Here is a 26,341-nt window from a genome sequence, read left to right as displayed (position 1 = left end):
TAATTTGTTGCAACTGCGAAGAAGAGTTTTTACAGAGCTTTCTCTTGCGCGGCGCACCAACATTGGCATAGCTGCGAGCGGACGATCAAAACCCGGGAGCCAAGAGACATGGCCGTTAGCCCTGACAAATCGAGAAAATCCGCAAAGAAGCCCGCCGAGGTGATGAGCAAGGACGAATTGCTCAAGGCCTATGAGAGCATGCTGCTGATCCGCCGCTTCGAGGAGAAGGCCGGCCAGCTTTACGGCATGGGCCTCATCGCCGGCTTCTGCCATCTTTATATCGGCCAGGAAGCCGTGGTGGTGGGCATGCAGCATTGCCTGAAGGAAGGCGACCAGGTCATCACCTCCTATCGCGATCATGGCCATATGCTGGCCTGCGACATGGACCCCAAGGGCGTGATGGCGGAGCTGACCGGGCGCATCGGCGGCTACTCCAAGGGCAAGGGCGGCTCCATGCATATGTTCTCGAAGGAGAAAGGCTTCTTCGGCGGGCATGGCATCGTCGGCGCCCAGGTCTCGCTGGGGGCGGGCCTCGCCTTCGCCAACTGGTACCGCGAGAACGACAATGTCTGCCTCACCTATTATGGCGAGGGTGCCTCCAACCAGGGGCAGGTCTATGAGAGCTACAATCTGGCGGCTTTGATGAAGCTGCCGGTGGTGTTCATCATCGAAAACAACCGTTACGCCATGGGCACCTCGGTCGAGCGCGCCTCCGCCTCGCGGGATCTCTCGCTGAACGCCGCCGCCTGGGGCATGCCCAGCCTGGCGGTGGACGGCATGGATGTGCTGGCGGTGAAGGAAGCCGGCGAGCAGGCGGTGGCGCATTGCCGCGCCGGCAAGGGCCCGTTCCTGCTGGAGATGAAGACCTATCGCTATCGCGGCCACTCAATGTCCGATCCGGCGAAGTACCGCACCCGCGAGGAGGTGCAGAAGATGCGCGCCGAGCATGACTGCCTGGATTCCGCCCGCAAGAAGCTGGAGGAGGCCGGCATCGCCGAGGCCGATCTGAAGAAGCTGGACGAGGCGATCAAGGCCCGGGTGCAGGAGGCGGCGGATTTCTCGCAAAGCTCGCCCGAGCCCGACCCGTCCGAACTTTACACCGACGTGCTGCTGGAGGGCTGAGACGCCATGACCGACATTCTGATGCCCGCCCTCTCCCCCACCATGACCGAGGGCAAGCTCGCCAAATGGCTCAAGAAAGTGGGCGATGAGGTGAAGTCCGGCGACGTTCTGGCCGAGATCGAGACCGACAAGGCGACCATGGAGGTGGAAGCCGTCGATGAAGGCACGCTGACCGCCATTCTGGTCGAGGAAGGCACTGAGGGCGTGGCCGTGAACGCGGTGATCGCGCAGCTCAATGGCGGTTCTGAAGCCGCCAAGCCCGCCCCGCAGGCACCGCCGACCGAGGCCCCGCAGGCCGCCGCCTCGGCGCAGCCGAAAAAGCAGCCGGCGACACCGCAGGAGCCGGTGGAGAAGGAATGGGGCCCGACCAAGACCATGACCGTGCGCGAGGCCTTGCGCGAAGCCATGGCCGTGGAAATGCGCGCCGATAAGGACGTGTTCCTGATGGGCGAGGAAGTCGCCCAGTATCAGGGCGCCTATAAGGTCAGCCAAGGCCTGCTGGACGAGTTCGGTGCGCGCCGCGTCATCGACACCCCGATCACCGAGCATGGCTTCACCGGCATGGCCGTGGGTGCGGCGATGAACGGTCTGAAGCCGATCCTGGAATTCATGACCTTCAACTTCGCCATGCAGGCGATCGACCAGATCATCAATTCCGCCGCCAAGACGCTCTATATGTCCGGCGGCCAGATGGGCGCGCAGATCGTCTTCCGCGGCCCGAACGGCGCGGCGGCGCGCGTCGGCGCCCAGCATAGCCAGTGCTATGCCTCCTGGTACGCGCATTGCCCGGGTTTGAAGGTTGTCGCCCCGTGGTCGGCCGCCGATGCGAAGGGGCTGCTGCGCGCCGCCATTCGCGACCCGAACCCGGTCGTGTTCCTGGAAAACGAGATCCTCTACGGCCATTCCTTCGAGGTGCCGGAAGATGAGGATTTCATCCTGCCGATCGGTAAGGCCAAGATCGAGCGCGAAGGCAGCGATGTCACCATCATCGCCTTCTCGATCATGGTGGATACGGCGCTGAAGGCGGCTGAAAAGCTGGCTGAGCAGGGCATCTCCGCCGAGGTGATCAATCTGCGCACCATCCGCCCGCTGGATATCGAGACCATCGCCGCCTCGGTGAAGAAGACCTCGCGCGTGGTGAGCCTGGAGGAAGGCTGGCCGTTCGCCGGTATCGGCTCCGAGATCATCGCCACCGTCACCGAGCATTGCTTCGACTGGCTGGATGCCCCGCCGGCGCGCGTGGCCGGTGTCGACGTGCCGATGCCTTATGCGGCCAACCTCGAAAAACTGGCGCTGCCCCAGCCCGACTGGGTGGTGGACGCCGTCAAGAAACTGTTCTGATCCGGGAGGCGTTTCAACATGGCCATTAACATCCTGATGCCGGCCCTCTCACCGACCATGACCGAGGGCAAGCTCGCGAAATGGAACAAGAAAGAGGGCGACGAGATCAAGTCCGGCGACGTCATCGCCGAGATCGAGACCGACAAGGCGACCATGGAAGTGGAAGCCGTCGATGAAGGCTTCCTGGGCAAAATCCTGGTGCCGGAAGGCACTGAGGGGGTTGCGGTGAATGCGGTGATCGGGCTGATCACCGCCTCCAAGGATGAGAAGGTGGACGGCCCCGCCCCCACCCCGGCGCCCAAGGCGGAAGCGCCGAAGGAAGAGGCCAAGGCTGAGGCGCCGAAGGCCGCCCCGGCTGCTGCGCCTGCCGCTGCGCAGGGTGAGCGCATCTTCGTCTCGCCCTTGGCCAAGCGCATCGCCAAGCAGTCCGGCATCGATCTTTCCACCATCAAGGGCTCCGGCCCGAATGGGCGGATCGTGAAGGCGGATCTGGACGGCGCACACGCCGCCCCCAAGGCCGCTGCCGCCCCGGCTGCTGCGGCTCCCGCCCCGGCCGCGCCGAAGCCGGCCGCGCCGGCCCCGGTCATTACCGCGCCGCATAAGAAGATCCCCAACTCCACCATGCGCAAGGTCATCGCCAAGCGCCTGACGGAGTCCAAGCAGACTGTCCCGCATTTCTACCTCACGGTGGATATCGAGCTGGACAAGCTGCTGGCGCTGCGCGGCGAGCTGAACGGCAAGTCCCCGAAGGACGGCCCGGGCGCCTTCAAGCTCTCGGTGAACGATCTCGTCATCAAGGCCTGCGGCGTCGCCCTGGCCCGGCACCCGGCGGTGAATGCATCCTGGACCGACGAGGCGATCATTCAGTATGACAATGTCGATATTTCCGTCGCCGTTGCCGTCCCGGACGGTCTGATCACCCCGATCGTCAAGAACGCCGACAAGCTCGGCCTGGCCGGCATCTCGAATGCGATGAAGGATCTGGCGGGCCGCGCCAAGGCCGGCAAGCTGAAGCCCGAGGAATTCCAGGGCGGCGGCTTCTCCATCTCCAATCTTGGCATGTATGGCATCAAGGATTTCTGCGCCATCGTGAACCCGCCGCAGGCCGCCATCCTGGCTGTCGGCGCGGGGGAGAAGCGGGCCGTGGTGAAGGGCGATGAGATCAAGATCGCCACGGTGATGAGCGTTACCCTCTCCACCGACCACCGCGTGGTCGATGGCGCGCTCGGCGCTGAATTCCTGCAGACCCTGAAGGCCCTGATCGAAGAGCCGCTGAGCCTGATGCTCTGAGCCCGCTGGGCCGGAGGCGCTGGCTTCGCCACGCCCCCGGCCCAGAGTTGCAAAAATTTTTTGCGCCGCTTTTTTTCAAAATAGCGGCCTAAAAAGGAACTCCAAAATGGCTGACAAATTCGACGTTATCGTGGTCGGCGGTGGCCCGGGCGGCTATGTCGCCGCCATCCGCGCCGCGCAGCTGAAGCTGAAAGTGGCGCTGGTCGAGGCCAAGCATCTGGGCGGCATCTGCCTGAACTGGGGCTGCATCCCGACCAAGGCGCTGCTGCGCTCGGCCGAGGTGAAGCATCTGATCGACCATTCCGAGGCTTTTGGCATCACCGTGGGCGATGTGAAGGTGGATCTGGCGAAGGTGGTGGCGCGCTCGCGCGCTGTCTCCAAGCAGCTCTCGGGTGGCATCGGCCATCTGATGAAGAAGAACAAGGTCACCGTCTATGACGGCTATGGCAAGCTGGCAGGCAAGGGCAAGCTGTCCGTAACCAAGGACGGCAAGCCGGTGGCCGAGCTGGAATCCCCGCATATCATCCTGGCCACCGGGGCGCGGCCGCGCCAGATCCCCGGGCTGGAAGTGGATGGCAAGCAGATCATCTCCTATTTCGAGGCGATGGTGCCGGAAACCCTGCCGAAATCCCTGCTGATCATGGGCTCGGGCGCCATCGGCATCGAATTCGCCAGCTTCTACAACACGCTGGGCGTGGATGTGACGGTGGTGGAGATGGTCGACCGGATCATGCCGGTGGAAGACGCCGAAATCTCCGCCATCGCCCGCAAGCAGTTCGAGAAGCAGGGGATCAAGATCCTGACCTCGGCTGTGGTGAAGAAGGCCGAGAAGGGGGCGAACTCCGTCAAGGTCACGGTTGAGGCCGGCGGCAAGGTGCAAATCTTCGAGGTCGAGAAGGTGATCTCGGCGGTCGGCATCGTCGGCAATGTCGAGAATATCGGGCTGGAAGGCACCAAGGCCAAGGTCGAGCGCACCCATGTGGTGGTGGATGGCTATGGCTTCACCGGCGAGCCGGGCGTCTATGCCATCGGCGACCTCGCCGGCCCGCCCTGGCTGGCGCACAAGGCCAGCCACGAGGCGATCGTCTGCGTCGAGAAGATCGCCGGGCTCAACCCGCACCCGTTCGAGACCGGCAACATCCCCGGCTGCACCTATGCGCATCCGCAGGTGGCCAGCGTCGGCCTCACCGAAGCCAAGGCCAAGGAAGCCGGGCATGAGGTGAAGGTTGGCCGCTTCCCGCTGATCGGCAATGGCAAGGCGATTGCGCTGGGCGAGCCGGACGGGCTGGTGAAAACCGTGTTCGACGCCAAGACCGGCGAATTGCTCGGCGCCCATATGGTCGGGCCGGAAGTGACGGAGATGATCCAGGGCTATGTCATCGCCCGCCAGCTGGAGAGCACCGAGGCCGAGCTGATGGAAACAGTGTTCCCGCACCCCACCGTCTCGGAAGCCATGCACGAATCCGTGCTTGACGCTTACGGCCGGGTCATCCACTTCTAGGCCAGCGCGGCGCTCCCGCAATGTCGTAAAACGAGCCGGATGGAGACATCCGGCTGTCGGTAGCGCCCCCTTTGCAGGGGGCGTTTCTTTTAGGGATAAGTGGAATCATGGCCACACGTATCGAGATCGACCACCGGGTCCGGCATCCGGAAAAGCAGCACCGGAAAGACAATCCGATTGCCCGCAAGCCGGACTGGATCCGCGTCAAGGCGCCGACCCACCCGGTCTATCACGAGACCCGCGCGCTGATGCGCGACAAGAAACTCACCACCGTGTGCGAGGAAGCGGCCTGCCCGAATATCGGGGAATGCTGGTCCCAGCGCCACGCCACCATGATGATCATGGGCGAGATCTGCACCCGCGCCTGCTCCTTCTGCAATGTCTCCACCGGCCTGCCGAACGCGCTGGACGCCGATGAGCCGCGCCGCGTGGCGGAAGCCGTGGCCCAGCTCGGGCTGCGCCATGTGGTGATCACCTCGGTCGACCGCGACGATGTGGCCGATGGCGGGGCGGCGCATTTCGCCGCCGTCATCGCCGCCGTGCGCGACGCCGCCCCCGCCACCACCATCGAAATCCTCACGCCGGATTTCCTGCGCAAGCCCGGCGCCATCGCCGTGGTCACCGCCGCCAGGCCGGATGTGTTCAACCATAATTTCGAGACCGTGCCGCGCCTCTACCCGACCATCCGGCCCGGGGCACGCTATTACCAATCCATCCGCCTGCTCGACCAGGTGAAGCAGCTCGATCCCTCGATTTTCACCAAATCCGGGCTGATGGTGGGGCTGGGCGAGAGCAAATCCGAGATTTCCCAGGTGATGGACGATCTGCGCATCGCCGATGTGGATTTCCTCACCATCGGGCAATATCTGCAGCCGACAGTGAAGCATGCCGCGGTGGAGAAATTCTGGACGCCCGAGGAGTTCGAGGAGCTGGCCGGCATGGCCCGCGCCAAGGGCTTCCTGCAGGTCTCTGCCACTCCCCTCACCCGCTCCTCCTATCATGCGGATGCGGATTTCGAGCAGCTGCGCGCCGCCCGGGCCAAGCAGCTGGCGGGCTGAGCACGCCCCCGCATGACCAAATTCGCGCAGCAGAAGATCGTCCCCTACACGCCCCAGCAGCTTTACGCGCTGGTGGCGGATGTGGCCAAATATCCGAAATTCCTGCCCTGGTGCGTGGGGGCGCGGATCCGCAGCCATGTGAACAATCTGATGATCGCAGATCTGACCATCGGCTTTGGCCCGTTCCGGGAGAGCTTCACCTCCCGCGTCACGCTGCTGCCCGGCTCGGGCGAGGGCCCCTGCGCGATCCGCGTGGAATATGAGAACGGGCCGTTCAAATATCTGCATAATCGCTGGGATTTCGCCCCGCACCCGGAGGGCTGCGCGGTGGATTTCTTCGTCGATTTCGAATTTCGCAACATTATCCTGCAGAAAGCCATCGGCGCGGTGTTCACCGAGGCGGTGCAGATGATGGTCAACGCCTTCCTTAAACGCGCCGCCAGCGTCTATGGCGAGCCGCCCAAACCAGCCCCTGCCCCCACCGGCCAACCCGCCCCGCAGGTGAAGTGAACCGGCCCTGCGTCCCGCACGACGTCAGCATACGGGAAAAGCGTCAAGCGGCCGGCTGATATCCCCGCGCGGCCCCCAGATCGCGGAAATGGGCCAGCAGGCTGTCATAATGCCCCAACGCCACCGCTTCGGACGCATCCGGGTAGGTTCGCGCATAAAATAGCGGATCGAAATTTTGTATCACATGCTCCCGGCGCGCACCGATGGCCAGGTAATGCGCCAAAGCCGTGCCGCGCCCCTCCCGCACATCCAGAGCCACATCCGCATTGCGCGCCAGATAGCGCGTGCCGTCGAAATCCTTGAGCTCGATCCGGCTTGGCTTGCGTTTCTCCAGCCGGGCGAGCATGTCCCGCACTTCCCCCGCCGTGGCAAAACGCGCCTGCGTGCCGAGCAGATCCTGCATTTGCCAAAACCGCGAGGGATTGGCCTGCAGCCCAACCGCCGCAACTGGCGGCAGCAAGACGTAGCGAAACGCCGGGTCCTCCAGCGGCAGATAAAGCTGCCCCGGCTGCAAGACCGGGCTGAACATGCCACCAACCGGCACATAGATGCGCTGCGCCTCGCTCAACCATGCCGCCAGCCAGGAAAATGTCGAAATGCTCAGCGCCAGATTGGCGGACCGGCGCAGGACCTCGAAATCATAACCGGGACTGGTACCGGCAACGAACTGCGCCCGCGGAAAGGCGGCCCGCAAGCCGGCACTATAAGGGTCCTCGCCAAGCTGCCCGTAAAACACCAGCTCCAGGCCGCTCTCTTCCTGTAATTTCGCGTAATAGGCTGGAGGCAGCGGAAAATAGCCAGGATACTCGCCGTTCAGGATCTCGTTCGCGCGCACGCTGCAGACCAGCTGGCCGGGGCCAAATCCCTGCACGGCCTCCTGCCCCGGAACAGGCGGCAGCAAGGCCCGGCAGGTCGCGCGCGACGGGTAATGTGCGACATGAAAGCAATAGCCCTCCAGACAGATCGCATCCACCTCATCACGAACCAGGCACGCCGCCAGCCCGGCCACGTCCAGATGATAATCGTCTCCCGTGCCCGCACTTTCACGGGCGGGCGGGCGTGGCGCCGGCGCCTCGCGCTGCCACATCGGCAGCTGGATATTGGTCACAACCGCCCCAGCCACACGCCGCGCGATTCCCTCAGCGGTGAGATATTGCAGCGCCCGGTTGCCAATATTTCCATGCGGGTGGATCCAGACCTGTTTGCGCCCGCGCCAGCCCGGCACCGGCACCGCCCGCAACGCCCCATTGCGCGCTTGCAGCTCCAGCGTGGCCAGGTCCTGTTGAAGTGGCAGCGGCAACTGGCCGGGCAACTCCACCACATGTTCGCCGAAAAACAGGTTGAAGGCGCAGAACCCCGCCTTGACCGGCGAAGCGCCATTCACCGACCAGTATTGCGCCACGATCCGGTGGATGAGCTCAACATCGCGCCCCGGCACAGGCAGGAAATGCTCCCATTCCTTGGCTGAGGCTGAGAGAAAGCTCATCTCGCCGTCCGGCCGGGCAACAAGAAAAAGCCCATCGGCATGAAACAGCAGGCTGCCTTGGTAATGTCCCTCCTGAATCGCCAGCGTCGAAGGCAGGTTTGAGAGGGCGGCCCGCTCGACATGCGCCACGGAAAGAATGGCCCCGGTCTGCGTTGGCTCCAGCCCAAGCACGATATGCTGCGGTTCCAACGCATCCGGTGCCCGGTGCACCAGAGCGGATGAGCTTGTGTCCAGGCACATCAGCGTGCCGAACCACGTGAACATCGCAATGCGGGGTAAAGGCGGCAACGGGGCAAGAGCTTTTTGCATGCGCGCCAAAGATTAAATCAGCGAAACCGATGCGTCCATCGCTTCAATCCACCCAGAGCAGCCGATGATGGTCGAAGGCACGCGGCATATCGGGTTTGATGATCTGGAAAAACGGCGAGATGTCGAAATCGCGTGGGGTGAACAGGCCGGTATCATGGATATGATAGATCTCCCGCACCTTCGCCGCCGCCGGGCCGGGGGGCACCGAGGGCGGGATCTCGGGCAGGATCGGGTAATGCGCCGCCTGAAACGCCTCCGCCACCAGGGTTGAGCAGATCGCCCGGCTGGGGTCGGCGGAGCCGACCGCGATCGCCCGGCGCCGCCAGGCGCGCGGCACCGGCAGCGGCACCATATAGCGCGCCAGATCCACCACATGTTTCAGGTCATATTGCGCGCCCAGCCGGGCCTGAGCATGGGCGAGGACGATGTCCGCATCCGCTTCGGTCAGGCTGATCGGCCGGCAGATGCGCAGATGGTAAGGTGCCAGCTCCGCCAGCGCAAAGCGCCGCACACCCTGCAGCACATCCGCCTCGATGCACATGCCCCCGCCCGCATACAGCACCGCATGCGACCAGCTGGACTGGGTGAGATATTTGATCGCCGCGCTGATGCGCAGATTGCCTTCGACCAGGATCACATCCGCCTTGCGCAGCAGCGCCTGCAACGCGACCATATCCACCGGCAAGGCCGGGGCGGCCTCGACCTCCTGGGTCAGGAAGGTCGCCAGCCAGCCTCCGACGATGCGGCGGAGCCGGTTCACCGCGTCACGCCTTCTTGCGCGTCTTCGCCGGCTTGGCCGGCGCCAGCAAGGGGGCGAGGAAGCGGCCCGTATAGCTGCCTGCACTCGCGGCGATATCCTCCGGCGTGCCGGTGGCGATGACGCGCCCGCCGCCCGAGCCCCCCTCCGGCCCGATATCGATGATATGATCGGCGGTTTTGATCACTTCGAGATTATGCTCGATGACGATGATGGTGTTGCCGGCATCCACCAGCGCATGCAGCACTTCCAAGAGCTTGCGGATATCCTCGAAATGCAGCCCGGTCGTCGGCTCATCGAGAATATAGAGCGTGCGTCCGGTGGCGCGGCGCGCCAGCTCCTTGGCCAGCTTGATGCGCTGCGCCTCGCCGCCTGAAAGCGTGGTCGCCTGCTGACCGAGCTTGATATAGCCGAGCCCGACACGGGCCAGAATCGAGAGCCGGTCATGGATCTTCGGCACCGCGGAGAAGAACGTCAGCGCCTCGTCCACGGACATATCCAGCACATCGGCGATGGATTTGCCGCGGAACTTCACCTCCAGCGTCTCGCGGTTATAGCGCTTGCCCTTGCAGGTGTCGCAGGTGACGAACACGTCCGGCAGGAAATGCATCTCGATCTTCAGCACGCCGTCGCCCTGGCAGGCCTCGCAGCGCCCGCCTTTGACGTTGAAGGAGAACCGCCCCGGCTTGTAACCCCGCGCGCGCGCCTCCGGCATCTCGGCGAACCAGTCGCGGATCGGCGCGAACAGATCCGTATAGGTGGCGGGGTTGGAGCGCGGGGTGCGGCCGATCGGCGACTGGTCGATATCGATGATCTTATCTAGCTGCTCCATGCCCTCGATCTTCTCGAAGGGCGCCGGCACCTCGCCCGAGCCCATCAGCCGGCGCGAGAGCGCCTTGTAGAGCGTGTCGATCACCAGCGTCGATTTGCCGCCACCTGAGACGCCGGTCACACAGGTGAACAGCCCCAGCGGGAAGGTCGCGGTGACATCCTTCAGATTATTGCCGCGCGCGCCGACGAGCTTGATGGTGCGGTTCTTCTGCACCGGCCGGCGTTGCGGCACCGGGATCGAGCGCCGGCCGGAGAGATAATCCCCGGTGACGGATTTCGGGTTGGCCGCCACCTCGGCCGGCGTGCCCTGCGCCACCACATGCCCGCCCTTCACCCCGGCTTCCGGCCCCATATCCACCAGATGGTCGGCGGCGCGGATCGCGTCTTCATCATGCTCCACCACCAGCACGGTATTGCCCAGGCGCTTGAGCCGCTCCAGCGTGCCCAACAGCCGCTCATTATCGCGCTGGTGCAGGCCGATGGAGGGCTCATCCAGCACATAGAGCACACCGGTCAGCCCGGAGCCGATCTGCGAGGCCAGGCGGATGCGCTGGCTCTCCCCGCCCGACAGCGTCGCGGAAGAGCGCGCCAGGGTGAGATAATTCAACCCGACATCGAGCAGGAATTGCAGCCTCTCCTCGATCTCCTTGAGGATGCGCCGGGCGATTTCCAGGCGCTGCGGGGTGAGGGTGGCGGCGACGCTGGCAAACCAGTCTCGCGCCTTGTCGATGGACAGCTCCGCCACCTCGGCCAGGTTTTTCTCCGCCACCTTCACCGCCAGCGCCTCGGGGCGCAGCCTTGCGCCGTTGCAGGCCGCACAGGGACGCTCGGCATGGTAGCGGGAAAGCTCCTCGCGCACCCAGGCGGAATCGGTTTCCTTGTAGCGCCGGTCGAGATTTTTGATGATCCCCTCGAACGGCTTCACGACATTATAGGCGCGCGCGCTGTCCTTGTAGGTGAATTTGATCTCCTCCTTGCCGGAGCCGAACAGGAACACCTCGCGCACATCTTCGGGCACATCCTCCCAGGCGGTGCCCAGCTTCACCCCGTAATGCTTGGCGATGGCGGCGATGGTCTGGTCGTAATAAGGCGATTGCGCGTTGGCCCAGGGGGCGATGGCATTGTCATCCAGCGCCCGGCGCTCATCGGGCACCACCAGATGCGGGTCGAAATAGATCTCATGCCCCAGCCCATCGCATTCCGGACAGGCGCCATGGGGGGAATTGAAGGAGAACAGCCGCGGCTCGATCTCCTCGATGGTGAAGCCGGAAACCGGACAGGCAAAGCGCGAGGAAAACACCGTGCGCTCCTGGGTGTCGTGATTTTCGGCATAGACGATGCCATCCGCCAACCCCAGAGCCGTCTCGAAACTATCCGCCAGGCGCTGCTCCAGCCCGGATTTGACCACCAGCCGGTCGACGACGATCTCGATATCGTGCTTCAGCGTCTTCTTCAGCGCCGGGGCCTCGGCGATTTCATACACGGTGCCGTCGATCTTGGCCCGGGTGAAGCCCTTGCGCTGATATTCCGCCAGCTCCTTTTTATATTCGCCCTTGCGCCCCCTTATCACCGGCGCCAGCAGCAATAGCCGCGTGCCTTCGGGCATCGCCATCACCCTATCCACCATCTGGCTCACCGTCTGCGCCTCGATCGGCAGGCCGGTCGCCGGCGAATAGGGCACCCCGGCCCGCGCCCAAAGCAGACGCATATAATCATGGATCTCCGTCACGGTGCCGACGGTGGAGCGGGGGTTCTTCGAGGTGGTCTTCTGCTCAATGGAGATCGCCGGGGAGAGCCCCTCGATGCTGTCCACATCCGGCTTGCCCATCAGCTCCAGGAACTGCCGCGCATAGGCCGAGAGGCTCTCCACATAGCGCCGCTGCCCCTCGGCATAGATGGTATCGAAGGCCAGCGAGGATTTGCCCGAGCCGGAGAGCCCGGTGATCACGGTCAGCTGCTCGCGCGGAATCTGGATGTCGATATTTTTCAGATTATGTTCGCGCGCGCCGCGAACGCTAATGAAGCCGGCACCCTTCTGCTCCGCCATGATCGATCCTGGATGTTCGTGATACGTTCTTGTAAGATAGGGTCTCGCCGCGTATAAAGCAACGCTGGCCACCGCGTGGCGGATGCGCTATCCTGAAAGACAATTTTGAGTTGTAGAGGGCGACATGGCTGGTAGTGTGAACAAGGTGATTCTGGTGGGCAATCTCGGGCGCGACCCGGAGATCCGCAACACCCAGTCCGGCATGAAGGTCGTCAATTTGGCCGTCGCCACCTCCGAGAGCTGGAACGACAAGGCCAGCGGCGAGCGCAAGGAGCTGACCGAGTGGCACCGCGTGGTCATCATGAATGACCGGCTGGCCGATGTGGCGGAGAAATATCTGAAAAAGGGCTCCAAGCTCTATCTGGAAGGCAAGCTGCAGACCCGCAAATGGACCGACCAGTCCGGCCAGGAGCGCTATACCACCGAGATCATGATCGGCCGCTTCAACGGCGAGCTGGTGCTGCTGGACCGCGCCGGCGGGGGAGCGGGCGGCGGTATGGGCATGGGGGCGGCATGGGCGGTGGCGACGAGTACGCGCCGCGCACAGCCTCGGCCCCCGCCGCGAAATCCCCCGCCCGCGCCGTCGGTGGCTGGGATACGCGGCCGAGCAATGGCGATCTGGACGACGAAATCCCGTTCTAACCCCGCCTGATCTCGGCGGCTTACCGCAAACCGCGCCCTCGGGCGCGGTTTTTTGCGTCTAAAAATCCCGCCGCAGGCCGTTTTTTCGTTACGAATAAATCATAAAAACACTAACTTTTCCCTCATTTGAAAAGCGAGATCATTATAGCTATCATAACGTTCACGCGATGCGCGAAACACAAAACAACCCAAGCGTGCCATGACATCGCGACCAAATCCGGATGGGCGCTTTTTAAACAAAACCAAAAATCCCGTCCGATTCAAAATCTTTAGCGACATTCTATGTTTCTGTCGAAAACATTAAAAGTTTTCCACCTCTGGTTTTCAACCCGTTTCAGCAATTCATTTACTTGAAGTTGATTCACAATCATTACCATCGATACATACAACGATAGCCATACAAACAATTTTTCACTAAACGTTCGCGTTGGGCATCAGATAAAATTGAAGCACACACTCCGCCTCTTTGCGTCATGGCTGGCCGCCTTGGCCGGCATATTGAGCGTTACCAACCGAAGCGACGATACCGGTCCACCTCGTCAACCTCTCTCTGAACGCCGAGACCAGAATCACCCCGAACGCCCTCCTCGCGGCCTACAGCGTGAATATCAGCTTCAACAGCCCCAGGCTCAACAGCACCAGGTGATCCGCCGCGCCAAAGCCCGCGTAGACAGGCTTTGACCCGGAAGGACCGATCCATGCGCGGATGGCTGCTCATTCCCTTGCTGCTGCTGATCTCAGGCTGTGCCGGAACACCCGCGCCCGTCATCGCGCCGCAACCGCAAAAGCCGGTTGAGATGTCGCGGCTGTTTACCGGCACCTGGTACGAAATCGGCCGCATCCCAATGAAACTGACCGATGGCTGCGTCGCCGGCACCACGCGCTATTTCGCCAACGCCCAGGGCCAGCTGATGGAGCGCGATGCCTGCCGCATGCACACGCCGGCGGGCAGGGAAAAATCCTTCCAGGGCAGCGTCGCGATTCTGGCCCCCGGCGCCAACAACAAATTTCTCGTGCGCTACCGGCTCTGGCATCTGTTCACCATCCCCTATACCTACTGGATCCTCGATCACGCCGCCGATTATAGCTGGTTCATCGTCGCCAACCCGCAAATGACGCTGCTCTCCGTCTTCACCCGCACACCCGATCCCGCCCCGGCGCTGGTGGAACAGCTGACGGCGCGTGTCCGTGCGCTCGGCTATCAGGGCAAGCTGGAATATCCCGCCCGCTTCCCGCCGACCGACCAACCGGCTAAATGACGCGGATAACGGGAGAGATTCCATGCGGCTCTGGGCCCTCGCCTTCATTCTCTGTGGTATCGCTCACGCCGCCTTGGCCGATGAGGCCAGACTGTGCCAGGCGCGGCAAGGCCAGTACCTGACCGGCACCATCGCGCATGGCCCGTTCTTCGTCCGCGCCCGGGACTATCGCGACGGGGTGGCGCTTTCCCACAGCAAGATCCTGCTGCGCGGCGATGATGGCCAGATCTACGATATTCGCGCGGATAACGTCTTCGCGGCCGGCTACGATGCGGCCCCCGACACGGTTCCGGCGCCGCTTTCAGCGCTGCATCCCGGCATGCGGCTGGCGCTGTGCGGCAAACTCTACAGCCTGCGCAACGGACGAATGGGAATGGATTGGGTGCATACCAATTGCGGCGACACCCCACGCCCCAGCGCCCCGGACGGGTTTCTGAAACAGCTCGGCCCGGACGCAACGCCCGGGCCGAACCTTGAAAATGCCCGCGAATATTGCCGGCTTTGGTAAAGCCGGCAATATTCTGAGTCTGATCTTCGCGTCTATACAGCCGGCACGAGACTGGCCGCGCTCTTGCGCGCCATCACATAATAGACCGGGCTGATCACGCAGAGCCCGACGATCCAGGAGAGATCCACCCCGTCCAGCGCCTTCGCCACCGGGCCGGTATAGAGATCGTTCGAGACAAACGGCAGCTGAATGAGAATCCCCAATATATAGCAGAAGATCGCCGATTTATTGAAGCGCCCGTAGATGCCGCCCGCGGCGGTGAAAAACGCCCCGACATCGTAATCCCCATGCCGCACCAGATAGAAATCCACCAGATTGATCGCCGTCCAGGGCACCAGCACATAGAGCAGCAACAGGATGAAGTTGGTGTAGTTGGTCAGGAAGGCCCCCGCCGCGAACAAGGCGATGGCCAAGCCAACCAACGTGATCGCGATCGCGGTGATGGTGCGCGCCGCCGCCCCCGGCTTCCAGCCCGGTGCGAATGTATGCACCAGCGTGATGGTGGAGAGCACGCCGCAATAGAGGTTCATCGCATTGGTGCCGGCGAAGCCGATGGAAAAAATGATCACAACCGGCACCGCGACCGCCCCGGTAAAGCTGGTGAGCCCCGCGACCGGATCGCCATTCGCCGCAACCAGCCCCAGCATCGCGCCCAAAATCATCGGGAAGATCGAGCCAAGCGTGCAGCCCCAGTAGGAGGCCCAGAACGCGTCCTTCGCACCCGTATCATGCGGCATATAGCGGCTGTAATCCGAAACATAGGGCGCGTAGGCAATCTGCCAGAGCGCGCCGACCGAGACCATGCTGCAGAATCCGGCCAGGTTGAAATGGTTCATCGCCATGAAATTGCCGGGCAGGCCATGCACCAGCACGATCCAGGCGAAGCTGACCAGCAGCGCCAGACCGGATGCCCATGTGATCACCCGCGCGTAGGCGTGAATGAGGTCGTGCCCGAAAATCGTTGCGATGACGCTGATCACCGCGATCAGCACGATCAGCCAGCGTTGGTCGATCCCCGCCGCGATCGTGTGCAAGGATTGTCCCGCGAGCACGATATTGGAGGCCAGAAAGCCGACATACATGACGATGACGATGGCCACCACCAGCACCGCGCCGATGGTCCCGAACTGCCCGCGCGTCTGCACCATCTGCGGCACGCCAAGCCGCGCGCCCTGCGCCGAATGCAGCGCCATGAAAATCGCGCCGACCAGATTGCCGATGATGATCGAAAGGCAGGAGCTGACGAAATCCAGCTTGAACACGGCCGATGCCAGTGAGCCGGTGATGATCGTCAGCATCATGATGTTCGAGCCGAACCAGATGGTGAACAGATCCCGCCAGGTGCCGTGGCGCTGATCGAGAGGGATTTGGTAGATCGTATGTTGCTCGACTTTGCCAGGAGCTTCCGTGGCCATGTTGCTGTCCTTAGGGCTGGGGGTGGTACGCCGCGGCGGCGCGGAGATCAGGCCGAAATCGCATCGCGCCACGCCGGCAAATATTGCCGGAGGTCGCGGCGCAAGCAGCTTGCGGGCGAGACGTAATGGTCACGCGGTGCACTCCATTATTTAATCTTAGCCACAGCTTACACTAATCGAGCGGGCTTCCGCATTGAATTAACCGAACCAAGAGCCTTCCTTTTTCTGTGCATCAGGATGTTTTTTGGGCATTCCCAGGCCGACTAAGCCCGCCACGCAGGCAGACCCCAGACTTCACCTCTCCCTCTCCCCACGCTAGGAGTAGGGCATGACCCGCACCACCGCGCATCTTGCCAGCCTCACCGCCTTCCCCAGCATCAGCGCCGATCCGAACGAGGACCTCATCCGCTGGAGCGCCGGGATTGTCACCGCGGCTGGTGGACGAATTCATGTTCTTGCAGGTGCAAAGCCAGGAAAACTTAATATGCTGGCGAGCTTCGGGCCACAGACCGGCGCCGGCATCGTGCTGTCCGGCCATAGCGATGTCGTACCCGTGGCCGGCCAGGACTGGCACACCGACCCGTTCGCGCTGACCGCGAAGGACGGCAAACTGCTCGGCCGTGGCAGCAGCGACATGAAAGGCTTCCTTGCCGCCTGCCTCAGCGCCGCCGAGCGCGCCGACAAAACCCGCCTCACCCGGCCGCTGCATCTAGCGTTTTCCTATGATGAAGAAGTCGGCTGCCTTGGCGTGCGGGATTTGCTGGAGCGGCTGCAGGCGGAAAATTTCCAGGCGGAAGGCTGCATCATTGGCGAGCCGACAGCGCAGCAGGTCGGCTTTGGGCATAAGGGCAAGATTTTCGGCTGCTTTTGCTGCCACGGCCAGCCCGCCCATTCCGCCAACCCGGCGCTGGGCTGCAACGCCATCGGCCTCGCCGCGGAAATGGTCGGCGCGGCCGAGACACTTCAGGCCGAGCTCCTCGCCACCGGCGCGCGCGATGCCGCCTACCCGTTTCCGGTTACCTCCGTTCATGTCGGCACCATCAAGGGCGGCAGCGCGCTGAATATCGTGCCGGAGCGCTGCGATATGGAATTTGAAATCCGCAATGTCGCCGCGGATAATCCGCACGCTCTGGTTGCCCAGCTGCGCGCCCGGGCAGCGGAGATCATCGCCCGGCGCGGGCAAGGCCGCATCGAAATCGAGATCGCCAACGAATATCCAGGGCTGGAGACCTCGCCCGAAGATTCGTTCCCGGCAAAAATCCTGGCGGCGGCGGGCACCGGCCCATGCAAGATCGGCTTCGGCACGGAAGGCGGGTTGTTCCAGTCGCGGCTTGGCCTACCTGTCGTGGTCTGCGGGCCGGGCAGCATCGACCGCGCCCACAAGCCAGACGAATATATCACCCAAGACGAGCTCGATCAGTGCGACGCGTTTCTGGACCGCGTGATCGCCTCACTGAGCGTCTGAAATTAACTCAGCGCGTGCCGGGCAGTTTCTGATTCAGCAGCAGTTCCCGGCATAATTCGATGAAGGCGTCCGCCGTCGGCGTGCGCCGCAGCCCTTTCAACGTCGCCACACCATAAACCAGAGGCCGCAACCTATCCTCCAGGGTCAGGTAGGCAAGCTTGTGCCCGTCCAGCGTCGAGAGGTTTTTCGGCTGCGCATTGGCCAGCCCATACCCTTCTCCCCGCGCCACCAGGCTGCGAATAATGTCGATATAGGCATAGCGCCCGGCAATACGCGGCGCGATACCGGCCTCGCGAAACAAGGACATGAAATAATCGCGGCTCATCGGCAGATCGAGCAACAGAAAATCCTCGCCCTCCAGCTCCTTCAAACTAACCGAGCGCCGCCGTGCAAGGCGATGCGACCCGCCGACAAACGCATAAGGCCGCAACGGCGCCATCGGCATGAAGTCGAAATCCGGCGGGATGTTCATATCGTAGGTCAGCAATAGGGCGATGCGGCCATGGCGCAGGCTTTCGAACAATTCCGCCTGGTTGCCATCCAGCGCATTCACCCGCGCCGCCTCATAGCGCTTGCGAAATACCGAGAGCAGCTCCGGCACCGCCAGCGGAAACAGCGTCGAGAGACAGCCAATTTCCAACGGCCCGCCGATCTTCGCTGAAATCATCGACGCCGCCGCCTGCACCTCTTCCGCCTGCAGCAGCAGCGCCTTCGCTTCGCGCAGAAAACGCTGCCCCTCGGCGGTCAGCGACAAGCCTTGCGCGTGGTGACGAATAAAAAGCTGGATGCCGAACTCTTCCTCCAGCGCCGTGATCGCCGAGGAAATCGAAGGCTGCGAGATATTCACCCGCTCTGAGGCCTGGGTGATGCTGCCGGTCTCCGCCGTCGCGACGAAATAGCCTATCTGTTTCAGCGTGAAGCGCATGTTCCCGCCCTCAAGAAATTTGAATCAACATATCAGAGGATTATATTTTACAAAACCAGCATCAACGTGGAAACTGTTTACGACCGTTCAGGAGTTTCGCATGACTTTCTCCCTCGTCGCGCGCTGCCCGCGTTCCGGCCAGTTTGCCGTTGCTGTCACCTCCTCCTCGCCGGCCGTCGCGGCACGCTGCGCCTTCGCCCGTGCGGGCATCGGTGCCGCGACAACCCAGAACGTGACCGACCCGCGGCTGGCGCCGCAACTTCTGGATGCGCTGGAATCCGGCCTCACCGCCGCCGCGGCGATCGAAAAAATCGCAGGCAGCGCCAGCTTCCCTGAATTCCGGCAGCTGACCTTGATCGACGCGCACGGCAACATTGCGCTGTTTTCCGGCGCCCGGACACTCGGCGTCACCGGCGAGGCGCGCGGAATCAACGCTGGCTCCGCCGGCAATCTTCTGGCCCATAGCGGCGTTCCGCAAGCTGTGATCGACGCATTCGTGGCTAGCGATCCGAACCGGGAACTCGGCGCGCGTGTGATCGAAGCGATGCTGGCGGGGCTGGCTGCCGGCGGCGAAGCCGGGCCGATCAAATCCGCCGGCCTCATCGTGGTCGACAAACAAGCCTGGCCGCTCGCGGATCTGCGGGTCGATTGGCATGATACGCCACTGCACGAACTCGCCCGGCTCTGGGAGGTTTGGCAGCCGCAAATGTATGACTATGTCACCCGCGCGCTGAACCCGAACGCCGCTCCCTCCTACGGCGTGCCGGGCGATGAGTAACGCCGGCGGCTAGTTCAAATAATCCTGATCCAGCCGGCGGCGCATCTGCGCGAAATGCGCCGCGCCGAATTCCGGCTCGCTGTCCCAGGCCTGCGCGGTCTTCTCAGCCACCTCATCGTTCAGCACGCTGAGCGCCTGCCCGGTCGCGTAGGCCAGCATCAAGGTGCGGGCCCCGCGCTCGAAATGATAGAAGGTATCGAAGGCTTCCGCGGCCGTTTCGCCGGTGGCCAGCAGCCCGTGATTGCCCATCATCAGGATCTTCTTCTCCCCCAGGATTTTCGCCAACCGCTCGCCTTCGGCCTGATTATCGGCCATCCCCGCATAGGCGCCATCCACCGCGACGCGGTTGAAGAACCGCGCACAGGTCTGGTCCACCGGATATAATGTAGGGTCTTTCAGGCAGGCGAGCGCCGTGGCGTAGGCGGGATGCAGATGCACCACGCAGCGCGCCCGCGGCACCAGCCGATGGATCGCGCCGTGGATCGCCCAGGCGGTGCTGTCCACATCTTCCGGCAGCGCATTGGCCGACCCATCCAGCAGCGCCAGTTCCGAGGCTTTCAGCGTCGCGAAATCCCGCCAGCGGCGATTGATGAGGAATTGCGTGCCATCATCGGACACCGCCAGCGAGATATGGTTGGCGGTCGCCTCCTGCCAATCCAGCATGGCGGAGAGCCTGCATAAAGCCGCGAGCTCACCGCGCAGCTTCATCTCACGTTGCTTCAAGTCGCTCACCATCGGCCTCCAAAAGCTCAGGGCAGTTCAGCGATCACATCGATCTCGACCAGCCATTCCGGCCGCGCCAAAGCCACGATAACCAACCCTGTGAAGACCGGATAGACCCCCTTCAGCCAACGCCCCGCGGTGCGATACACCGCCTCGCGATGCCGGATATCGGTGATATAGACGGTCACCTTGCAGATATGTTCCAGCGTCGCGCCGCATTCGCGCAGCAGCAGATCGATATTCTGCATCACCTTCTCGGTCTGCGCCACCGGATCGCCAACGCCGACATTCTCGCGCGTGTCCAGATCCTGCGGCACCTGCCCGCGCAGATAGATCATCTTGCCGGTCACCACCGCCTGGCAGAGATCATTGTCGAGATTCTGCTCCGGATAGGTATCCTTGGTGTTGAAGGGGCGAATACGCTTGTGAATCATCTCGAAAACTCCGCAGCTCCCGCCCCCACGGTAAATAGCGGCGGCCCTACCCTACCATAGGCCGCCCGCCCTCTTTGTTAAACCTGATACTGCAAAGCCATTGCATAAATTAAGCCGAACCAGTTGCCGGATTTTTCAGCAACAGCCCTATAACGAGGGTAGGTTGAGGCCAAATTCCCGGGCGCAGTCCTTGGCGATGTCATAGCCCGCATCGGCATGGCGCATCACGCCGGTGGCCGGGTCGTTCCACAGCACCCGCTCCAGCCGCCTCGCCGCGTCCTCGGTGCCATCCGCGCAGATCACCATGCCGGCATGCTGCGAGAATCCCATGCCGACCCCGCCGCCATGATGCAGCGACACCCAGGTAGCGCCCGAAGCACAATTCAGCAGCGCATTCAGCAGCGGCCAGTCGGACACCGCATCCGAACCATCCGCCATCGCCTCTGTTTCGCGATTGGGTGAAGCGACGGAACCGCTATCCAGATGGTCACGCCCGATCACGATCGGCGCTTTCAGCTCGCCCTTCGCCACCATCTCGTTGAAAGCGAGCCCAAGCCGATGCCGGTCCCCCAGCCCAACCCAACAGATACGCGCCGGCAGGCCCTGAAAGGAAATGCGCTCCTTCGCCATGTCGAGCCAGTGATGCAGATGCTTGTCCTCAGGCAGCAACTCCTTCACCTTCGCGTCGGTCTTGTAGATATCCTCTGGATCGCCCGAGAGTGCGGCCCAGCGGAACGGGCCGATGCCCCGGCAGAAGAGCGGGCGGATATAGGCCGGCACGAAACCGGGGAAGGTGAAGGCGTTTTCAACCCCTTCCTCCTTGGCGCGCTGGCGCAGATTATTGCCGTAGTCGAAGGTCGGCACGCCCAATTTCACGAATTCCAGCATCGCCTCGACATGTTTGGCCATCGAGGCGCGGGCCGCCGCTTCCACCTGCTGCGGCGCGGTCTCGCGTCTGGCCTCCCATTCCGCAACGCTCCAGCCGGCGGGCAGATAGCCATTCACCGGGTCATGCGCGGAGGTCTGGTCGGTCAACATATCCGGCTTGATGCCGCGCTTGAGCATCTCCGGCAGAATCTCCGCCGCATTGCCCAGCAAGCCGACGGACACCGGCTGCTTCTCGGCAATGGATCGTTCGATGATCGCCATCGCCTCATCCAGCGTATCGGCGCGGACATCGACATAGCGTGTCTTCAACCGCATCTCGATCCGGCTCGCCTGGCACTCGATGGCAAGGCAGCTCATCCCCGCCATGGTCGCGGCGAGCGGCTGCGCGCCGCCCATGCCGCCCAGCCCGGCGGTCAGCACCCATTTCCCGGCGACGTCACCGTTATAATGGCGCCTGCCCGCCTCCACGAAAGTTTCGTAAGTGCCCTGAACAATACCCTGGGTGCCGATATAGATCCAGCTTCCCGCTGTCATCTGGCCATACATCATCAAGCCCTTGCGATCGAGCTCGTTGAAATGCGCCCAGTTCGCCCAGTTCGGCACCAGATTGGAATTGGCGATGAGCACGCGCGGCGCATCCTTATGGGTGCGGAACACGCCAACCGGCTTGCCGGACTGGACCAGCAGGGTTTCATCATCGCCCAGCCTCTTCAGCGCGCTGACGATCCGGTCAAAACTCTCCCAGTCCCGCGCCGCGCGGCCGATGCCGCCATACACCACCAGCTCCTCCGGCCGCTCGGCCACCATCGGGTCGAGATTATTCATCAGCATCCGCAGCGGCGCTTCGGTCAGCCAGCTTTTCGCGGATAATGTGCTGCCATGGTCGGCACGGATGATGCGGGCATTATCAAGGCGGGTCATGCGCATAAACCTTTCAGAATGGTCTCAGGCACCGGCGCAACCGGCGCGACGTGTCTTCCAAATCGCAGGCGAGGCAAAGGCTCAGGCAACCCCCGGCAGATCAAACCCGGACAAGGCGCCCTCACCCAACAGCGCGATGGCGGTTTCCATATCCGGCGCGAAATGCCGGTCTTCTTCCAGCTTCGGCACCGCCGCGCGCAATCTTGCCCGCGCCGTCTCCAACAAAGCCGAGGAGGTCAGCGTATGAAAATCGCAGCCCTGCGCCGCCGCCAGCCATTCGATGGCGATGATCGCGCGCAGATTTTCATTCATCCGCAACAGCCTACGCGCACCATGGGCGGCCATCGAGACATGGTCCTCCTGGTTGGCGGAGGTGGGGATGGAATCCACCGAAGCCGGGTAAGCGCTCTGCTTGTTCTCGGAGACCAAAGCCGCCGCCGTCACCTGCGGGATCATGAAACCGGAATTCAAACCTGGCTTGGGCGTCAGAAAGGCCGGCAGGCCGGAGAGTACCGGGTCGACCAGCAGCGAAATCCGCCGCTCGGTCAGCGAGCCGATTTCGCACACCGCCATCGCGATCATATCCGCCGCGAAGGCCACCGGCTCGGCATGGAAATTCCCGCCCGAGAGCGCCACCGCCGGGCCGGTGAAGATCAGCGGATTATCCGTCACGCCATTCGCCTCGGTCTCCAACGTCGCCGCCGCCTGGCGCAGAAGATCCAGCACCGCGCCCATCACCTGCGGCTGGCAGCGCAGGCAATAAGGGTCCTGCACCCGCTCATCGCCTTTCAGATGCGAGGCGCGAATGGCCGAACCCGCCATCAGCCCACGCAGCGCCTCCGCCACCTCCGCCTGGCCGCGATGCCGGCGCACCGCATGAATGCGCGGATCAAACGGCGCATCGGAACCTTTCGCGGCATCGGTGGAAAGCGCGCCCGTCACCAGCGCCGCGCGGAAATTCGCCTCCGCCTCGAACAGCCCGGCGAGGGCGTTGGCGGTGGAAAATTGCGTGCCGTTGAGCAGCGCCAGCCCTTCCTTCGGCCCCAGCACCAAAGGCGCCAGCCCGGCCTCCGCCAAGGCAGCACCAGCATCCTTGGCCACACCGCCGACGAAAATCGCGCCGACCCCCATCATTGCAGCGGTCATATGCGCCAGCGGCGCCAGATCGCCCGAGGCGCCGACAGAACCCTGCGCCGGCACCACCGGGATCAGATCTTTCGCCAGCATCGCCTCCAGCATACGCACGGTTTCCACCCGCACGCCGGACGCGCCCTGGCCGAGCGAGCCCATCTTCAAGGCCAGCATCAGCCGCGCCACCGCCACCGGCATCGGCGCGCCGACACCCGCCGCGTGCGAAAGCACGAGATTGCGCTGCAATGTCGCCAGATCCGCATCCGCGATGCGCACGGAGGCCAGCTTGCCGAAGCCGGTATTGATGCCATAGACCGGCTCGCCCCGGCCCAGAATCTCCGCCACCGCATCCGCCCCGGCCTGGATCGCCGGCAGCGCCGCCTCGTCAAGTTCAACGGCGGCACCTTGATAGATATCGCGCCATTGGGCGAGGCTCATGGCCCCGGGGATGAGTTTCATGCGGCACTCCAGATACGTTGATGTAGCGGGTTGAACCCGATCCGATAGACCAGCTCCGCCGGGCGCTCGATGTCCCAGATCGCGAGATGGCATTTGGCCCCTGGTTTCAGCACACCCACATCCGGCCGCCCCAACGCGGCGGCGGCATGGCGGGTGACGCCGAGCAGGCATTCCTCAACCGTGAGGCGAAACTGCGTGGCGGCCATGTTCATGGCCAACAGCAAGGAGAAAAGCGGCGAGGTGCCGGGATTGAGATCGGTGGAAACCGCCATGCGCACCCCATGGGCGCGAAACGCCGCAACCGGCGGCAACCTGGTTTCGCGCAGCGTATAGAAGGCGCCGGGCAGCAGCACCGCAACACTGCCCGCCCGCGCCATCGCCGCCGCGCCATCCTCGCTGGTATATTCAAGATGATCCGCCGAGAGCGCGCCAAACTTCGCCGCCAGCGCCGCGCCGCCAAGGTCCGAGAGCTGGTCCGCATGCAGCTTCACCGCCAGCCCGCAACGCTTCGCCGCCTCGAAAACCTGCGCCATTTCCTCAGGCGAAAAGGCGATGCCCTCGCAAAACCCATCCACCGCTTCGGCCAGGCCGTGCCGGGCGACATGCGGGATCATCTCCTCGCAGAGCAGCCGCAGATACGCCTCACGCGCCAGATCCGGCGGAACCCCGTGCGCCCCCAGGAAGCTGGTGGAAACATCCACGGCGCCGCCGAGCGCTTTCGCAACCTCAAGACATTTATATTCCGCCTCTGGCGCCAGCCCGTAGCCGGATTTGATCTCGATGGTCGTCACCCCTTCGGCGATCAACGCCTCCAGCCGCAACTCCGCCGCGCGGCGCAGCTCATCGAAGCTGGCCGCGCGCGTGGCGCGCATCGTGCCCATGATACCGCCCCCTGCACGGGCGATCTCCTCATAGCTCGCCCCGGCCAGCCGCGCCTCGAATTCCCCGGCGCGGCTGCCGGCATAAACCAGATGCGTATGGCAATCGATCAGCCCAGGCGTGATCCAGCGGCCCTCGCAATCCACCACCTCCTCGGCCTGCATCGCGCGCACCGGCCCGGCATAGAGAATGCGCCCGCCCGCCTGCGCCACCATGCCCGGCTCCACCAGCCCGAGACCCGGCAGGTCCGGGTCCATCGTCGCCAGCCTCGCATTGGTAAAAATCCGCTCTGCCCGCATGTTCTGAACCTTGGCGTTGAGGGAAAAGTTGTATATACAATATGCATGTCCGGGAGAGCTGTCCAGTGTCCGATCGCATCATTTTCCGCCACGCGCTGCTTCCCCAGGGGTGGGCCGAGCATGTGGCCATCTCCTTCGCGGCCGGACGGATCACGCAGATCGAAACCGGCATAACGGGAGGCACCGGCATCGCCCTGCCGGGCATGCCCAATCTGCACAGCCATTCCTTCCAGCGCGCCATGGCCGGCCGGGCCGAACATCGCGGCACCGGAACCGACAGTTTTTGGACCTGGCGTGAGCTGATGTACAAGCTCGCCTGGTCGCTGGACCCGGACGATGTGCAGGCCATCGCCACGCTCGCCTTCACCGAAATGCTGGAAGCCGGCTTCACCGCGGTCGCGGAGTTTCATTATCTCCACCACGCGCCGGACGGCACGCCCTATGACGACATCGCCGAGATGGCCACGCGCATCGCCGCCGCCGCTGACGCCAGCGGGATCGATCTGCTGCTGCTGCCGGTCTTCTACGCCCATTCCGGCTTTGGCGGGCAGCCGCCCAGCGACGGCCAGCGCCGCTTCATCAATTCCCTGGACAGTTACGCGCGGCTGCATGAACGCTGCCGGACGCTGGCCGCCACCGGCTGCGCCCCGCACTCACTGCGCGCCGCCACGCGCGAGGAAATAAGTGCGCTGAATAATCTGAACGGCGCCGCGCCTTTTCACATCCATATCGCCGAGCAGACCGCCGAACTGGAGGCCTGCCTGGCCTTCTCCGGCGCCCGGCCGGTTGAATATCTGCTGGAAAACGCCCCGGTTTCGGCAAATTGGTGCCTGGTCCACGCCACCCATATCACCGCCCAGGAAGCCGCCGCCATGGCAAAATCCCAGGCGGTGGCGGGTCTTTGCCCGATCACCGAGGCCAATCTCGGCGACGGTATTTTCCCCGCCCAGCATTTCACCGGGCCCTTTGGCATCGGCTCGGATTCCAACATCCTCATCGATGCCGCGCGCGAACTGCAGATGCTCGAATATTCCCAGCGTCTGGCGCAGCGCCAGCGCAATGTCATGGCCACGGACACGGTCCGCTCCACCGCCACCGCCCTCTACCAGAACGCGCTGGCCGGCGGGGCGCAGGCGATGGGGCTGCAGGCGGGCCTTGCCATCGGCGCCCCGGCCAGCTTCGTCACCATAGCCGGCGATGCCCCGGAGGAGGCGCTGGCCGACGCCATCTTCACCGCCCGCCTGCCCGCTTTGCGCGATGTCTGGGTGCGCGGCAAGCGCCTGGTGGAGGCCGGCCGCCACATCCACGCGCAGCCCGCCCGCGCCGCGTTCGACGCGACCTTGCGCAAGCGCCTGTGACCGCC

Annotated in this window: 21 protein-coding genes and 1 pseudogene; 12 read left to right on the top strand and 10 right to left on the bottom strand. The window is 63.5% G+C overall.

What is annotated here, in order from left to right; all coding sequences use genetic code 11:
- Positions 1-162 precede the first annotated feature (162 nt).
- The 6 genes from pdhA to ACZ46S_RS17975 all read left to right on the top strand — a co-directional run bounded on the left by pdhA (position 163) and on the right by ACZ46S_RS17975 (position 6,822).
- Positions 163-1,122, top strand: coding sequence for a pyruvate dehydrogenase (acetyl-transferring) E1 component subunit alpha (gene pdhA, locus ACZ46S_RS18000; RefSeq protein WP_008492269.1), 960 nt, complete (start codon positions 163-165; stop codon positions 1,120-1,122).
- A 6-nt stretch (positions 1,123-1,128) separates the two neighbouring features.
- Positions 1,129-2,463 carry a pyruvate dehydrogenase complex E1 component subunit beta gene (locus tag ACZ46S_RS17995; protein ID WP_464062841.1) on the top strand — a complete coding sequence of 445 codons (1,335 nt, stop codon included), beginning with the start codon at positions 1,129-1,131 and terminating at the stop codon, positions 2,461-2,463.
- Positions 2,464-2,481: 18 nt separating this feature from the next.
- Positions 2,482-3,753 carry a pyruvate dehydrogenase complex dihydrolipoamide acetyltransferase gene (locus ACZ46S_RS17990; protein ID WP_464062840.1) on the top strand — a complete coding sequence of 424 codons (1,272 nt, stop codon included), beginning with the start codon at positions 2,482-2,484 and terminating at the stop codon, positions 3,751-3,753.
- A gap of 106 nt (positions 3,754-3,859) precedes the next feature.
- Positions 3,860-5,254 (top strand): dihydrolipoyl dehydrogenase, encoded by a 1,395-nt coding sequence (lpdA, locus tag ACZ46S_RS17985; protein ID WP_464062839.1) that lies wholly within the window; start codon positions 3,860-3,862, stop codon positions 5,252-5,254.
- Between the two features lie 107 nt (positions 5,255-5,361).
- A complete protein-coding gene (lipA, locus tag ACZ46S_RS17980) occupies positions 5,362-6,312 on the top strand; it encodes a lipoyl synthase (RefSeq protein ID WP_295745094.1) in 951 nt (316 codons plus the stop codon).
- A gap of 12 nt (positions 6,313-6,324) precedes the next feature.
- Positions 6,325-6,822 (top strand): type II toxin-antitoxin system RatA family toxin, encoded by a 498-nt coding sequence (locus tag ACZ46S_RS17975; protein WP_295745092.1) that lies wholly within the window; start codon positions 6,325-6,327, stop codon positions 6,820-6,822.
- A gap of 43 nt (positions 6,823-6,865) precedes the next feature.
- Here ACZ46S_RS17975 and ACZ46S_RS17970 read toward each other — a convergent pair whose 3' ends face one another.
- Genes ACZ46S_RS17970 through uvrA form a run of 3 tightly spaced genes read right to left on the bottom strand, consistent with a single transcriptional unit; the run spans position 6,866 to position 12,252 of the window.
- Positions 6,866-8,617 carry a hypothetical protein gene (locus tag ACZ46S_RS17970; protein WP_464062838.1) on the bottom strand — a complete coding sequence of 584 codons (1,752 nt, stop codon included), beginning with the start codon at positions 8,615-8,617 and terminating at the stop codon, positions 6,866-6,868.
- A gap of 43 nt (positions 8,618-8,660) precedes the next feature.
- Positions 8,661-9,377: a C40 family peptidase gene (locus ACZ46S_RS17965; RefSeq protein ID WP_464062837.1), complete on the bottom strand. Its 717-nt coding sequence runs from the start codon at positions 9,375-9,377 to the stop codon at positions 8,661-8,663.
- A gap of 4 nt (positions 9,378-9,381) precedes the next feature.
- Complete coding sequence (gene uvrA, locus ACZ46S_RS17960; protein ID WP_464062836.1) at positions 9,382-12,252, bottom strand: excinuclease ABC subunit UvrA; 2,871 nt, start codon at positions 12,250-12,252, stop codon at positions 9,382-9,384.
- Between the two features lie 124 nt (positions 12,253-12,376).
- On the opposite strand from uvrA, the pseudogene ssb reads away from it, so the two are divergent.
- From ssb to ACZ46S_RS17945, 3 genes and pseudogenes are all read left to right on the top strand, one after another.
- Positions 12,377-12,894, top strand: a pseudogene (gene ssb / locus ACZ46S_RS17955) (single-stranded DNA-binding protein).
- A 698-nt stretch (positions 12,895-13,592) separates the two neighbouring features.
- A complete protein-coding gene (locus tag ACZ46S_RS17950; RefSeq protein ID WP_464062835.1) occupies positions 13,593-14,153 on the top strand; it encodes a lipocalin family protein in 561 nt (186 codons plus the stop codon).
- Positions 14,154-14,175: 22 nt separating this feature from the next.
- On the top strand, positions 14,176-14,661 hold the full coding sequence (locus tag ACZ46S_RS17945) for a hypothetical protein (RefSeq protein ID WP_464062834.1): 486 nt from the start codon (positions 14,176-14,178) through the stop codon (positions 14,659-14,661).
- A 32-nt stretch (positions 14,662-14,693) separates the two neighbouring features.
- Here ACZ46S_RS17945 and ACZ46S_RS17940 read toward each other — a convergent pair whose 3' ends face one another.
- Positions 14,694-16,076 (bottom strand): purine-cytosine permease family protein, encoded by a 1,383-nt coding sequence (locus ACZ46S_RS17940; RefSeq protein ID WP_464062833.1) that lies wholly within the window; start codon positions 16,074-16,076, stop codon positions 14,694-14,696.
- Positions 16,077-16,404: 328 nt separating this feature from the next.
- On the opposite strand from ACZ46S_RS17940, the gene argE reads away from it, so the two are divergent.
- Positions 16,405-17,541 carry an acetylornithine deacetylase gene (gene argE / locus ACZ46S_RS17935; RefSeq protein WP_464062832.1) on the top strand — a complete coding sequence of 379 codons (1,137 nt, stop codon included), beginning with the start codon at positions 16,405-16,407 and terminating at the stop codon, positions 17,539-17,541.
- A gap of 7 nt (positions 17,542-17,548) precedes the next feature.
- Here argE and ACZ46S_RS17930 read toward each other — a convergent pair whose 3' ends face one another.
- Positions 17,549-18,466, bottom strand: coding sequence for a LysR family transcriptional regulator (locus ACZ46S_RS17930; RefSeq protein WP_295743102.1), 918 nt, complete (start codon positions 18,464-18,466; stop codon positions 17,549-17,551).
- A gap of 100 nt (positions 18,467-18,566) precedes the next feature.
- Here ACZ46S_RS17930 and ACZ46S_RS17925 point away from each other — a divergent pair, with 100 nt between their 5' ends.
- Entirely contained in the window at positions 18,567-19,244 is a 678-nt protein-coding gene (locus ACZ46S_RS17925) for a DUF1028 domain-containing protein (RefSeq protein WP_464062831.1), read from the top strand.
- A gap of 9 nt (positions 19,245-19,253) precedes the next feature.
- Here the strand turns inward: ACZ46S_RS17925 and ACZ46S_RS17920 are convergent, their stop codons facing one another.
- From ACZ46S_RS17920 to hutI, 5 genes are all read right to left on the bottom strand, one after another.
- Positions 19,254-19,976 carry a class II aldolase/adducin family protein gene (locus ACZ46S_RS17920; protein WP_464064308.1) on the bottom strand — a complete coding sequence of 241 codons (723 nt, stop codon included), beginning with the start codon at positions 19,974-19,976 and terminating at the stop codon, positions 19,254-19,256.
- Positions 19,977-19,993: 17 nt separating this feature from the next.
- On the bottom strand, positions 19,994-20,401 hold the full coding sequence (locus ACZ46S_RS17915; RefSeq protein ID WP_295743093.1) for a RidA family protein: 408 nt from the start codon (positions 20,399-20,401) through the stop codon (positions 19,994-19,996).
- 147 nt (positions 20,402-20,548) lie between these two features.
- Entirely contained in the window at positions 20,549-22,210 is a 1,662-nt protein-coding gene (hutU, locus tag ACZ46S_RS17910; protein ID WP_464062830.1) for a urocanate hydratase, read from the bottom strand.
- Positions 22,211-22,291: 81 nt separating this feature from the next.
- Complete coding sequence (hutH, locus tag ACZ46S_RS17905; protein ID WP_295743087.1) at positions 22,292-23,800, bottom strand: histidine ammonia-lyase; 1,509 nt, start codon at positions 23,798-23,800, stop codon at positions 22,292-22,294.
- Complete coding sequence (gene hutI / locus ACZ46S_RS17900; protein WP_464062829.1) at positions 23,797-24,978, bottom strand: imidazolonepropionase; 1,182 nt, start codon at positions 24,976-24,978, stop codon at positions 23,797-23,799. Before hutI ends, hutH begins: the two co-directional genes overlap by 4 nt.
- A 65-nt stretch (positions 24,979-25,043) precedes the next feature.
- Here hutI and ACZ46S_RS17895 point away from each other — a divergent pair, with 65 nt between their 5' ends.
- Positions 25,044-26,336, top strand: coding sequence for a formimidoylglutamate deiminase (locus ACZ46S_RS17895; RefSeq protein ID WP_464062828.1), 1,293 nt, complete (start codon positions 25,044-25,046; stop codon positions 26,334-26,336).
- Positions 26,337-26,341: the final 5 nt, after the last annotated feature.

This window comes from Acidocella aluminiidurans (genome assembly GCF_055383125.1).
The sequence above is the reverse complement of the archived record's forward strand: the minus strand, read 5'-3'. Positions and strand labels throughout refer to the sequence as shown.